The following is a 13,149-nucleotide window of genomic DNA, read 5'->3' as shown; positions in this document are numbered from 1 at the left end:
GGAGGACTGAAGGAGGACTGAAGAGGGACTGAAGAAGGACCAAACACAACGTCTTTGTTGTTGTCCTGCTTCAGTCCTGCTTCAGTCCTCCTTCAGTCCCTCTTCAGTCCAACGAGAACACGTACGTGGAGTCATGCGCCGGCGCGTCGAACGTCACATGATCGCGATCGTGGCGATCTTCCCGCTCATCGCCTTGTTGAACGCCGGCACGTCCTCGCGCAGCAGCCGCGCGTAGGCGCTCTTCGCGGCCGAGAGATCCTTCTCGATGTCGGCGAGCGTGGCGAGCGACGCGTCGGTGGGGCGGTACTCGGCGCCGCCGGCGACGTCGCCGGCACCGCTCCCGACCTCGCCAGAGAGCCAGATCAGGTTCATGTACACGCGGTAGCGCTCCACGTAGTACTTGTCGTCGCTGTTGAGGTCCGACTTCGACACGAGCTGCAGCTCCACGTCGAGCATCTTCTTCTCCAGCGCGTCGAGCGACGCGAGGACGTCGGCGTTGCCCGCGTTCGCCTTGCGCTGGTCCTCGATCTGCTTCCGCATCGTCTCCAGCTTGTTGATCATCGCGACCGTGGTGTCGATGTCGTCGCGGATGCGGAGCTGCGCACGCGTCGACGCGGCGAGGTCGGGGACGGAGCTCGCGATCTGCGAGTCCTTGATGATCACGAGCGGCTGCGTCTGCGCACGCGACGCGGAGTCGACGGTGAGGCGCACCGAGTAGCGGCCGGGGAGTGCGAGCGGCCCCTGCCCCTGCGGCTGCTGGATCCCCCAGTGCGTGATCGGGCGCGTCTGCTGGTTGCGGAAGCGCGGCTCCTCCCAGATGTGCGGGTTCTCCAGCGCGACCGTGCGCAGCTCCGGGCGCTTCGGCGGCTCGTAGCGGAGGTCCCACGTCGCGCGGTTCATGCCGGCGCGCGTCGGCACCTGCAGCGTGCGGATCACGGCGCCCGTGGAGTCGAGGATCTCGAGCTTCACCGGACGCGGCGTCGCCTGCGCGAGCGAGAACGAGATGTCGGCGCGGCCGCTGCGCGCCTCGCGGTAGCCGGCGCGCGGCGGATAGAGCGTCACCGGCGCGCTCGCCACGACGCGGTCCTTCTGCTCCAGCGGCGCGATGTCGCGCAGCACGTACACGCCGCGCCCGTACGTCGACACCACCACGTCGTGCCACCGCTTGTTCGGCGTCACGATCCACGACACCGGCGCGGCGGGGAGCCCGTCCTGGAACTGCGTCCAGTGCGCGCCGTCGTCGAGCGAGTAGTAGAAGCCGTGCCCCGTACCCGCGAACAGCATCCCCTTCCGGTTCGGGTTCTCGGCGACGGCCATGACGTAGGCGAGCGGGTGATCGGCCGGCAGGTCGCCGGTGACATTCCTCCACGTCTTGCCGTAGTCGCTCGTCTTGTAGATGTACGGCCGACGGTCGTCCATCATGTGCACGTCGACCGCGACGTACGCGGTGGCGGGGTCGAAGTGCGACGGCTCGATCTTGCGCACCGTGCCCCATGCCGGAAGCCCGGCGACGTTCTTCGTGAGGTCGTTCCACGTCGCGCCGCCGTCGCGCGTGTTCCAGATCTTGCCGTCGTTCGTGCCGGCCCAGATCAGGCCGCGCTGGACCTCCGACGGCGCGATCGCGAACACCACCTCGCCGTAGAACTGGCCGAGGTTGTCCTCGACGATGCCGCCCGACGAGACGATGCGCGACGGATCGCGCGTCGAGAGATCGGGGCTGAGCACCTTCCACGTCTGGCCGCGGTCGTTCGTCTTGAAGACGACCTGGCAGCCGTAGTACACCGTCTCGTGATCGAACGGGTCGATGGCGAGCGGCGGCGTCCAGTGGCAGCGGTACTTCAGCTCCTGCGGCGGCGAGTCGAGCGTGTGGCGCCACGGCGCGACGGAGCGCGCGGTCTTCGTCTTCGCGTCCCAGCGGGTGACCGTGTTGCCGTAGCAGCTCGCCCACACGATGTCGGTGTTCGTGACGTCGGGGAGCGTGAAGCCCGACTCGCAGCCGCCGATGCCGTGGTCCCACGTCGTGGGCGCGAAGCCGCCGCCCGCGCCGCCGCCGAAGCCGCCGCCGCCGAAGCCGCCCGGCGCGCCGGGATCGCTCTGCGCGGGGCGGGTCGTGTCGCCGGGCTGACGCGGCGTGGTGCTGTCGACGCCCGGGACTCGGGCCTCGGGACTCGGGACTCGGGGCGGACGAGTCCCGAGTCCCGAGGCCCGAGTCCCGAACACCTCCGGCGCCGGGATGCCGCGCGTCCCCTCGACGCGCTCGGGTCCCGTGGAGGGCCCGCGCATGGTCCCGTTGTCCTGCCGGTTGCCGTAGACCCAGTACGGCACCTGGTCGTCGACGGCGACGTGGTACATCTGCGCGATCGGGAGCGTCACGGTGAGCCACGTGCGTCCGTGGTCGCTCGTGAAGCGCGTGCTCGCGTCGTTCGTGATCGCGAAGCGGTCGGGGTTCTTCGCGTCCCACCAGATGTCGTGCGTGTCGCCGCCCCACGGCACCTCGGCGAAGCTCTTCCCGCCGTCGGTGGAGTGCCACACGGAGCTGTTGGCGACGATGATCTCGTCGGCGTTGACGGGGCTGACGTCGAGCTTGATGTAGTAGCCCGCGCGGCCGATGAGCCCGCGCTGCCAGTTCACGACGCGCCAGCTCCCGCCGGCGTCGTCGGAGCGCCAGAGCGAGCCCTGGTCCTTCGTCTGGATGAGCGCGTAGACGCGGCGCGAGTCGGTGGGGGCGACCATGACGTCGATCTTGCCGACGGGGCTCTTCGGCAGGCCCTCGTGCGCGAGCTTCGTCCACGTGCCGCCGCCGTCGGTGCTCTTGTAGATCGCGCTCGACGGGCCGCCGCTGTACATGGCGAAGGTGTGCATCACCATCTGCCACATGCCGGCGTAGAGCACGTTCGGGTTCGTGCGGTCGATGTTGAGCCCCGAGCAGCCGGTGTTCTCGTCGACGAACAGCACGCGCTGCCACGTCTTGCCGGCGTCGGTGGTGCGGTAGACGCCGCGCTCCTGCTGCGGCCCGGTGCCGCGGCCGAGCGCGCAGACGTAGACGGTGCTGGGGTTCGTGGGGTGGACGACGATGCGGCCGATGCGGCCGGTCTCGCGCAGCCCCATGTTCGTCCACGTCGCGCCGGAGTCGGTGGAGAGATAGACGCCGTCGCCGACGACGTCGGCGTCGCGGATGGCCCACGCCTCGCCGGTGCCGGCCCAGATCATGTTCGGCGCGGTGGGCGCGACGGCGAGCGCGCCGATCGCCTGGACGGGCTGGCGATCGAAGACGGGGAGCCAGGTCGCGCCGGAGTCGCTCGACTTCCACACGCCGCCGGACGCGGCGCCGAGGTAGAGGACGCGCGCATCGCCGGGGACGCCGGCGACGGCGGCGAAGCGTCCGCCGCCCGCGGGACCGAGGAGCTGGAAGCGGAACGGATCCTGGGCGGGGGCGCGCGGCGCGCCGCCACCGCGCGGTTGAGCGGCGAGCGCGGTCGCGAGCAGGGGCAGGACCGGCAGGAGGGCGAGCGCGGAGCGGAGGGGACGACGCATCGAGACGCCTCGCGGGCGGGGTGAGGGTGTGGATATTGTATCCTGCGAACCGGGATCTCGCGAGTCGCGCTTGCGGCGCCGGCTATTGGATACTATATCCGGCCGCGATGCGCCGCCCCACCCTCGGCATCGCCGCCGTCCTCCTCGCGGCCGGCTGCCACGCCGCACCCCCGCGCGACCCCACGCCGCGCTCCCGCGTCGAGCGCCGCGCCTTCGGCACCACCGCCGCCGGCGAGGCCGTCGACCGCTACACGATCACGAACGCCCGCGGCACCGCCGCGACGGTCACGACCTACGGCGCCACGCTCACCGAGCTGTGGGTCCCCGACCGCGACCGCCGGCGCGCCGACGTCGTCCTCGGCTTCGACCGGCTCGACGACTACGTCGCCTCGGGCTACTACATGGGCGCCACGCTCGGCCGCGTCGCGAACCGCATCGCCGGCGCGCACTTCACGCTCGACGGCCGCGACTACGCGCTCGCCGCGAACCGGCCGCCGCACCACCTGCACGGCGGCGCCCGCGGCTTCGACAAGCGCGTCTGGCGCGCCCGACCGGTCGACCACGGCGTCGCGTTCTCGTACACGAGCGCCGACGGCGAGGAGGGCTACCCCGGCACGCTCGACGTCACCGTCGCCTACACGCTCGGAGACGACGACGCGCTCCGCCTCGACTACACCGCGACCGCCGACCGCGCGACGCCGGTCAACCTCACGAATCACAGCTTCTTCAACCTCGCCGGCGCCGGGAGCGCCACCGTGCTCGATCACGTGCTCACGCTGCACGCGAGCCGCTACACGCCGGTGGACGCGGCGCTGATCCCGACCGGCGCGCTCGCCGCGGTCGCGGGCACGCCGCTCGACTTCGCGCGCCCGCATCGCATCGGCGAGCGCATCGGCGCGTACGACGGCGCGACGAACGGCTACGACCACAACTTCGTCATCGATTCCGCCGACGGCACGCTGCGACTCGCGGCGCGCGTCGAGGAGCCGGCGTCGGGGCGCGCGATGGAGGTGTGGACCACCGAGCCGGGCGTGCAGCTCTTCACCGGCAACCGGTTCGACGGAAGCCTCACGGGCGTCGGCGGGATCGTGCTGCAGCGGCACGCGGGGTTCTCGCTCGAGACCCAGCACTTCCCGGACGCGATCCACCACTCCGAGTTCCCGTCGATCGTGCTGCGACCGGGCGAGACGTTCCGGTCGACGACGATCTACCGCTTCTCCGTCGCGCCGGGTCCGGCCTCCTCGACACGGACGACTCCCCGGTCGAGTCGCGGATCACGCGGATCACGCGGATCGCGCTGATTCGACGGAGAAGCCGGTGCTCAACGAATCGGAACGAGCACGAGTATCCGCGACATCGGCGCGATCCGCGTCCCACACCCGAGGAGCCGTCCCGCGCATGGAGCCACGCCCGCCGGATCGAAGCATCGAGCATCGCCGGTGGCGCATCGCGCTCCTCGTCACCGTCGCGATCGCGATCAGCTATCTCGATCGGCAGACGCTCCCGTGGGCGATCGCCGCGGTGCAGCGCGACATCGCGATCTCGAACGAGACGAAGGCGTCGCTCGACTCGGCGTTCCTGATCACGTACGGGCTGATGTACCTCGGCGGCGGGCGGTTCGTGGACGCGCAGGGGACGCGGCGCGGGTTCCTCGTCATCATGCTCTTCTGGTCGCTGGCGTGCGCGAGCCACGGGCTCGCCGGCAATCACGGCATGCCCGCGCTGCTCGGCCTCCCCTTCGGCGTCCTCATGCTCGGCGCGAGTCGCCTGCTGTTGGGCGTCGGCGAGGGCGGCGGCTTTCCCACGGCGACGCGCGCGGTGGCGGAGTGGTTTCCGGTGACCGAGCGCTCCACCGCGATGGGGATGATCAACGCCGGCACCGCCGTCGGCGCCGTCGCCGCGCCGCCGCTCATCGCGCTCGTGCTCACGCGCGTGGACTGGCTCGGGCTCGCGCCGTGGCGGTGGGTCTTCTTCCTCACCGGCGCGCTCGGCCTGCTCTGGACCCTGTGGTGGTGGCGCGTCTATCGCACGCCGGCCGAGCCGGCGACCGCGCCGGCGGAGGTGGAGCGCTCTCCGTTAGGCGCGCTGCTGCGCCACCGCGAGACGTGGGCGGTGGTGCTCGCGAAGTTCCTGAGCGACGGCGCGTGGTACTTCTACCTGTTCTGGCTCCCGAAGTACCTGTTCGACGCGTTCCACCTCGACATCAGGACCGCGGGCGCGATCGGCTGGATCCCGTACGCGGCGTCGGGTGTCGGCTCCGTGTGCGGCGGCGCGCTCTCGAGCCGGCTGCTCGCGCGCGGCCTGTCGGTGAACGCGGCGCGCAAGATCGCGCTCGGCGCGAGCGCGGCACTCATGCCGTGGGTGATGCTCGTGCCGGGGCTGCACTCCGTGGGCTGGGTGATCTTCGTGTTCAGCCTCGCGTTCTTCGGCCAGCAGTCGTGGTCCACGCTCGTCATGATCCTCCCGACCGACATGATCTCGCGCCGTGCCGTCGGCACGCTCGCGGGACTGGTCGGCTTCGGCGGCGCGATGGGCGGCGTGCTGCTCGGCCAGGTGGTCGGGTATCTGCGCGACCACGGCCAGAGCTACACCCCCGCGCTCGTGATCTCGGGATCGCTGCACGTGATCGCGTTCGCGGTCCTGTGCGTCGGCATCCCCGTCATCCGGCCGCTCTCGACCGCTCTCGCCGAGCGGCAACCCGTCACGCAACCCGCATGAAGATCACGCGGATCCGCACCCGCGTCGTGGAGTGGAAGGGACCCGTCGTCCCGCTGCCGCCCCACTTCTGCACGAACCCGATGGACCTCGTCGCCCCGTCGCTCGCGCCCGAGACCATGGGGACGTTCACGTTCCACGGCTGGCTGCTGTGCGAGATCTTCACCGACGACGGCCTGGTGGGCGTCGGCAACGCGGCACTGTCGCCGCGCGTCACGAAGCAGGTGATCGACCTCTATCTCGCGCCGCTGCTGGTCGGCGCCGATCCGTGGGACGTGGAGTTCCTCTGGCAGCACATGTACCGCAAGACCATGGCGTTCGGCCGGAAGGGGATCGGCATGGTCGCGATCAGCGCGGTGGACATCGCGCTGTGGGATCTGCTCGGCAAGGCGGCGCGGCAGCCGGTGTATCGCTTGTTAGGCGGCCGCACGAAGCCGCGCATCCCGGTGTACGCGAGCCGGCTGTACAGCACCCCGCTCGACGAGCTGGCGTCGGAGGCGGCGCGCTACAAGCGCGAGGGCTACCGTGCGATGAAGCTCCGCTTCGGCTGGGGTCCCACCGACGGCGCGGCCGGGATGCGGCACAACGTCGATCTCGTGCGCACCGTGCGCGAGACGGTCGGCGACGACGTGGACGTGATGGCCGACGCCTACATGGGCTGGTCGCTCGACTACGCGAAGCGCATGCTCCCGCTGCTCGAGCCGTTCGGGCTGCGGTGGCTGGAGGAGGCGGTGATCCCCGACGACACGCACGGCTACGCGGAGCTCCGGCGGCGCACGTCGATCCCGATCGCCGGCGGCGAGCACGAGTTCACGCTCGCCGGCTTCCGCGATCTGCTCGAGGCGCGGGCGCTCGACTACGTGCAGTTCGACACGAACCGCGTGGGCGGTCTCACGCAGGCGCGCAAGATCGCCGCGCTGGCCGAGGCGCACGGCATCCCGGTGATCCCGCACGCGGGGCAGATGCACAACTACCACGTCGTGATGGCGAGCCTCAACTCGCCGATGGCGGAGTTCTTCCCGCCGGTCGACGTCGAGGTCGGGAACGAGCTGTTCTGGTACATCTTCGACGGCGAGCCGACGCCGACCGACGGGTTCATCGATCTTCCGGAGAACGTGCCGGGGCTGGGACTGACGGTGAACGAGGCGTCGCTGGAGCGGTTCGAGGTGATCGAGTGAACGTCGACATTGCACGCGGAGACGCGGAGGACGCGGAGAACGGCAACAACCTCATGTTGGTTGTCTCCGCGTTCTCCGCGTCTCCGCGTGAGACCTCCAGAGCATGACCCGACTCGCACAACTCCGCCGGGGCTCGGAGCGCCGCGTCGCGCTCGTGGACGAGCCGCGGCTCCGACTGTTAGGCACGTTCGACTCGACGTACGCGCTCGCGCAGGCCGCGATCGTCGGCGGCAAGTCCCTCACCGACATCGTGCACGAGCACGCGAGCGACGAGACGCTCGACTACGATGAGGTATACGAGGGCCGCAGCGCGTGGCGTCTCATGGTGCCGTTCGACCATCCCGAGGAGCCGGCACGCTGTCTCGTGACCGGCACGGGCCTCACGCACCTCGGCAGCGCGCGCGACCGGCAGGCGATGCACGGCGACGAGTCGCAGCTCACCGACAGCATGAGGATGTTCCGCTGGGGCCTCGAGCGCGGCAGGCCCGCCGACGGCGTGGTGGGCGTGGCGCCTGAGTGGTTTTACAAGGGATGCGGCACCACGCTGCGTGCGCACGGCGAGCCGCTCGAGGTGCCCCCGTACGCGGAGGACGGCGGCGAGGAGGCGGAGATCGCGGGCATCTACGTCGTCGCGCCGGACGGCACGCCGTGGCGCGTGGGGATGTGCACGGGCAACGAGTTCTCCGACCACGTGTTCGAGAAGCGCAACTACCTCAACCTCGCCGGATCCAAGCTGCGCACCTGCGCGCTCGGCCCCGAGCTGGTCGTCGGTCCCACGTTCGACTCGGTGCGCGGCGAGGTGGCGATCGAGCGCGGCGGCACCGACGTCTGGTCGCGCACCATCCTCACCGGCGAGGCGGAGATGTCGCACAGCCTGTCCAACATCGAGCATCATCACTTCAAGTTCGCCGCGCACCGGCGGCCGGGAGACGCGCACGTGCACTACTTCGGCGCCTGCGCGCTGAGCTTCGGCGACGGTCTGCGTCTCGTCGACGGCGACGTGATGCGCGTGGCGTTCGACGGCTTCGGCCGCGCGCTGCGCAACCCGCTGCGCGTGGACGCGGCGTCGCACGCGCCGGTCGCCGTGGGGTCGCTCGCATGAGCGCCGACACCGCGCGCCCGCGCGTCGCGCTGCTCGGCCTCGGCACGATGGGCAGCGGCATGGCGCGAAGCCTGTTGGGCGCCGGGTTCCCGCTGACCGTGTGGAACCGCTCCGCCGAGCGCGCCGCGCCGCTCGCCGCCGCCGGCGCGCGCGTGGCCGACTCGCCGCGCGACGCGGCCACCGGCGCGTCGATCGTGATCGCGATGGTCGCCGACGACGCGGCGTCGCGCGCGGTGTGGCTCGGCGACCGCGGCGCGTTGGGCGCCGCTGCGCCCGACACGGTGATGGTCGAATCCAGCACGCTGACGCCGGAGTGGGTCGCCGAGCTGGCCGCCGCCGCGGACGCGCGCGGCTGCGCGCTGCTCGACGCGCCGGTCACTGGAAGCAAGACGCAGGCGAACGCGGGCGAGCTGCTGTTCCTCGTCGGCGGTGCGGCGGCGGCGCTGGCGCGCGCGCGTCCGGCGTTCGAGGCGATGGGGCGCGGCGTCGTGCACGTGGGGCCCACGGGGAGCGGCGCGCTGCTCAAGCTCGTGAACAACTTCCTGTGCGGCGTGCAGGCGGCGTCGCTCGCCGAAGCTCTCGCCGTCGTCGAACGCGCGGGGCTCGACCGCGACCAGGCGCTCGAGGTGCTGACGAACGGCGCGCCGGGGAGCCCGCTGATCAAGACGTTCGCGTCACGCATGGCGGCGCGCGCGTACGCGCCGAGCTTCCACCTGGCGCTGATGCGCAAGGATCTCGTGTACGCGCAGCGTGCGGCCGAGCGCCACGGCGTGACGCTCACTACCGCGGCGACCGCGCAGACCGCGTTCGATCGCGCGGTGGATGCGGGGCTCGGCGAGCAGGACGTCTCCGCCGTCGTCGAGCCGCTACGGGGCGGGCAGACAGGACCGATGGGATGAACGACACCTTTGCCGTTGCGTTCGACAGGATGAACAGGACGGACAGGATAAAGACCAACAACAAAGGCACTACACGTGTTGTTGGTTCTCATCCCGTCCGTCCTGTTCATCCTGTCGAGAAGAAGAGCGTCGGACTCCTGTCGCTCCTGTCGCTGATCCTGTCGGCGGCTACGGCGCTTGCGGGCGGCGCACAGGAGCCCGCGTTCCCGGTCGCGATCCGCGTCGACGCCGCGAAACCGTTAGGCGCGCTGCCACCCGCGTGGCGGTTCTTCGGCGCCGACGAGCCGAACTACGCGACGATGAAGGACGGCCGCAAGCTCGTCGCGGAGCTGGGCTCGTTGGGCGACAGCGGCGGTCCGCAGGTCTACTTCCGCACGCACCATCTGCTCGTCACCGGCGATGGCACGCCGGCGCTGAAGTGGGGGAGCACGAACGTCTACACCGAGGACGCGCGCGGCCGTCCCGTGTACGATTTCTCCGTCGTCGACCGCATCTTCGCGACCTACCTCGCGCGCGGCGTGCGCCCGTACGTCGAGATCGGCTTCATGCCGCAGGCGCTGTCCACGCACCCCGAGCCGTACCAGCACGCGTGGCGCCCGGGGCTCCCCTACGACGACGTGTACACGGGCTGGGCCTACCCGCCGAAGGACTACGCGAAGTGGGAGGAGCTCGTGTACCGGTGGGTGAAGCACTGCGTCGAGCGCTTCGGCCGCGCGGAGGTCGAGCGGTGGTACTGGGAGGTGTGGAACGAGCCGAACATCGGCTATTGGAAGGGGACGCCCGAGGAGTTCCTGCGGCTGCACGACCACGCGATCGCCGGTGTGCGCCGCGCGCTGCCCACGGCGCGCGTCGGCGGGCCGGACGTCGCGGGGAGCGGCGGCGCGTTCATGCAGGGCTTCCTCGAGCACGTGCTGCGCGGCCGCAACTTCGCCACCGGCGCCACGGGCACGCCGCACGACTTCGTGTCGTTCCACGCCAAGGGCGCGCCGAGCTTCGTGGACGGGCACGTGCGCACCGGCATCGCCGCGCAGCTCCGCACGATCGATCAGGGATTCGCGCGCATCGCGTCGTTCCCCGAGCTGCGCGCGACGCCGATCGTGATCGGCGAGTCGGACCCCGACGGCTGCGCCGCGTGCCAGGGCCCGCAGCTCGGCTACCGCAACGGGACGATGTACGCGAGCTACACCGCCGCGGCCTACGCGCGCACGGTGCTGCTGGCCGAGCGGCACGGCGTGAACCTGCTCGGCGCGCTGACGTGGGCGTTCGAGTTCGAGGACCAGCCGTACTTCGCCGGCTTCCGCGTGCTCGCCACGAACGGCATCGACCTGCCGGTGCTGAACGTGTTTCGCATGCTCGCGGGGCTCGGCGGCCAGCACGTGTCGGCGGAGAGCGACCGGGATCCGGGGCTCGACGCGATGGTGCGCGACGGCGTGCGCGGCGCGCCCGACGTGTCGGCGCTGGCGAGCCTCGCGCCGGGGAAGCTCGCCGTGCTCGTGTGGCACTACCACGACGACGACGTGCCGGGGCCCGGCGCGCGCGTGTCGCTGTCGCTCGCCGGCCTGCCGTCAGGCACCCGCGAGGCGCGGGTCACGCACTATCGGGTGGACGACGCGCACTCGAACGCGTTCGCCGAGTGGAAGCGGATGGGATCGCCGATCGCGCCGAGCCGCGAGCAGTACGACAGGCTCCTGGCCGCGGGGCAGCTCGCGAAGCTCGACGGGCCGTCGAGCGTGCACGTCGACGGGGGCAGCGCGCGCCTCGAGTTCGCGCTGCCTCGGCAGGCCGTGTCGCTGGTCGTGGTCGAGTGGCCGTAGTGGCGCCATTCACGACTCCACGAAGTAGGGTTTCGATTCAATGAATTTCGAGAATTCACTGAATTGAAAACCGTCGTCGTGGAGCCCCGAACGGCGCGACGACGACCTTCACTCACTACAACGCCGTACGCTCATGTCTCGAACCACGCGCCTCGCCGCGCTGCTGTGCGCCTGGGCAACGCCGCTCCTCGCCCAGAATCCGACCCGCGACACGGTCGTCAGCTCGGCCCGCGCGCCGCGCGTGACGTACGTGCCGAAGTCGTCGCACGCCGACACGCTGCGCGGCTCGTACACGTCTCCCGGACGGCGGTGGTGGGACGTCACGTTCTACGACCTGCACGTCGCGGTCGACCCAAAGGACAGCTCGATCGCGGGCCACAACGCCATCACCTACCGCGTGACCGCCGCGCCCCCGGCGGCGCGCGAGCTCCAGATCGACCTCATGGAGCCGCTCGTCGTCGACAGCATGCTGCAGGACGGGCGCCCCGTGCGGTTCCGCCGCGACGGGAACGCGTTCTTCGCGACGCCTAACGTACAGCACCGCGTCGGCGACCGGCGCACGATCACCGTGTGGTACCACGGGCGACCACAGATCGCGCGCAACCCACCGTGGCAGGGCGGCTTCACGTGGACCGCGGACAGCCTCGGCCGGCCGTGGATCGTCACCACCGACCAGGGCATGGGCGCCAGCGTGTGGTGGCCGAACAAGGACACGCAGGCCGACGAGCCCGACTCGCAGCGCGTGGCGCTCACCGTCCCCGACCCCCTGCTCGACGTGTCGAACGGGCGGCTGCGCGCGACGCGGCACAACGACGACGGCACCTCGACGTTCGAGTGGTTCGTCACGAACCCCATCAACAACTACGCGATCGCCGTCGCGGCCGGGCACTACGCGCACTACTCCGACACGTACGACGGGCTGAAAGGAAAGCTCACGCTCGACTACTGGCCGCTCGACTACCACGTCGCGGACGCGCATCGGCAGTTCCCGCAGTCGCGCGCCATGCTGCAGTGCTTCGAGCGGTGGTTCGGGCCATACCCGTGGTACGAGGACGGCTACAAGCTGATCGAGGTGCCGAACACCGGCATGGAGCACCAGAGCGCGGTGTCGTACGGCAACTGGTACGCGAACGGCTACCGCAAGCGCGAGAGCTCGGGCACGGGCCTCGGCCTGACGTGGGACTTCATCATCGTGCACGAGAGCGCGCACGAGTGGTTCGGGAACAACATCACGGCGAAGGACAACGCCGACATGTGGGTGCACGAGAGCTTCGCGAACTACGCCGAGGGGATCTACACCGAGTGCCTGCACGGCAAGGACGCCGGCGCGCGCTACATCGTCGGCAACCGACGCGGCATCCGGAACGACCGTCCCATCATCCCCGCGTACGGCGTGAACGACCAGGGCTCCGGCGACATGTACCCGAAGGGCGGCGAGATGCTGCACACCATCCGGCAGCTCGTCGACGACGATGCGCGGTGGCGCGACATCCTGCGCGGGCTCAATCGCACGTTCTGGCACCAGACCGTGACCGGGCGGCAGATCGAGGAGTACATCGCCCGCCAGTCGGGACTGAACCTCACGAAGGTGTTCGACCAGTACCTGCGCACGACGATGGTGCCGACGCTCGAGTACCGTCTCGCCGGTGACACGCTCGTGTACCGGTGGACGAACGTCGTGCCGGGGTTCGACATGCCGGTGAAGGCGACGCTCGACTGGCCCGAGCTCGCGTGGCTGCGCCCGACCACCGCGTGGCAGCGGACGCGCGTCCGGCTCCCGAACCTGTCCGAGTTCCGCGTCGACCCGAACTTCTACGTGATCGCGAAGCCGGTCGACGCGGCGGCGCCATGACGGGCTGTTCGTTTGAACCGCAGAGGACGCGGGGGACGCAGAGGAGGACCACTTC

Annotated in this window: 8 protein-coding genes; 7 read left to right on the top strand and 1 reads right to left on the bottom strand. The window is 70.7% G+C overall.

What is annotated here, in order from left to right; all coding sequences use genetic code 11:
* Positions 1-153 precede the first annotated feature (153 nt).
* Positions 154-3,534 carry a VPS10 domain-containing protein gene (locus J421_RS24480; RefSeq protein WP_025413750.1) on the bottom strand — a complete coding sequence of 1,127 codons (3,381 nt, stop codon included), beginning with the start codon at positions 3,532-3,534 and terminating at the stop codon, positions 154-156.
* A gap of 107 nt (positions 3,535-3,641) precedes the next feature.
* Here J421_RS24480 and J421_RS24475 point away from each other — a divergent pair, with 107 nt between their 5' ends.
* The 7 genes from J421_RS24475 to J421_RS24445 all read left to right on the top strand — a co-directional run bounded on the left by J421_RS24475 (position 3,642) and on the right by J421_RS24445 (position 13,094).
* Positions 3,642-4,835: an aldose epimerase family protein gene (locus tag J421_RS24475; protein WP_025413749.1), complete on the top strand. Its 1,194-nt coding sequence runs from the start codon at positions 3,642-3,644 to the stop codon at positions 4,833-4,835.
* A gap of 97 nt (positions 4,836-4,932) precedes the next feature.
* Positions 4,933-6,252: an MFS transporter gene (locus J421_RS24470; protein WP_025413748.1), complete on the top strand. Its 1,320-nt coding sequence runs from the start codon at positions 4,933-4,935 to the stop codon at positions 6,250-6,252.
* The gene (locus J421_RS24465) at positions 6,249-7,427 is read left to right on the top strand and encodes an L-rhamnonate dehydratase (RefSeq protein WP_025413747.1); all 1,179 of its coding nucleotides are present in this window, start codon (positions 6,249-6,251) and stop codon (positions 7,425-7,427) included. The genes J421_RS24470 and J421_RS24465 overlap by 4 nt, the downstream gene beginning before the upstream one ends.
* Before the next feature lie 103 nt (positions 7,428-7,530).
* Positions 7,531-8,529 (top strand): AraD1 family protein, encoded by a 999-nt coding sequence (gene araD1 / locus J421_RS24460; protein ID WP_025413746.1) that lies wholly within the window; start codon positions 7,531-7,533, stop codon positions 8,527-8,529.
* The gene (locus J421_RS24455) at positions 8,526-9,428 is read left to right on the top strand and encodes an NAD(P)-dependent oxidoreductase (RefSeq protein WP_025413745.1); all 903 of its coding nucleotides are present in this window, start codon (positions 8,526-8,528) and stop codon (positions 9,426-9,428) included. The genes araD1 and J421_RS24455 overlap by 4 nt, the downstream gene beginning before the upstream one ends.
* A gap of 29 nt (positions 9,429-9,457) precedes the next feature.
* Positions 9,458-11,242, top strand: a complete 1,785-nt coding sequence (locus J421_RS24450; RefSeq protein ID WP_025413744.1) for a GH39 family glycosyl hydrolase — start codon at positions 9,458-9,460, stop codon at positions 11,240-11,242.
* Between the two features lie 133 nt (positions 11,243-11,375).
* Positions 11,376-13,094: a M1 family metallopeptidase gene (locus J421_RS24445; RefSeq protein WP_025413743.1), complete on the top strand. Its 1,719-nt coding sequence runs from the start codon at positions 11,376-11,378 to the stop codon at positions 13,092-13,094.
* The last annotated feature ends 55 nt before the right edge of the window (positions 13,095-13,149 follow it).

The organism is Gemmatirosa kalamazoonensis, assembly GCF_000522985.1.
In the GTDB taxonomy this organism is placed as follows: domain Bacteria; phylum Gemmatimonadota; class Gemmatimonadetes; order Gemmatimonadales; family Gemmatimonadaceae; genus Gemmatirosa; species Gemmatirosa kalamazoonensis.
This window is presented reverse-complemented; position numbering and strand designations above follow the sequence as displayed.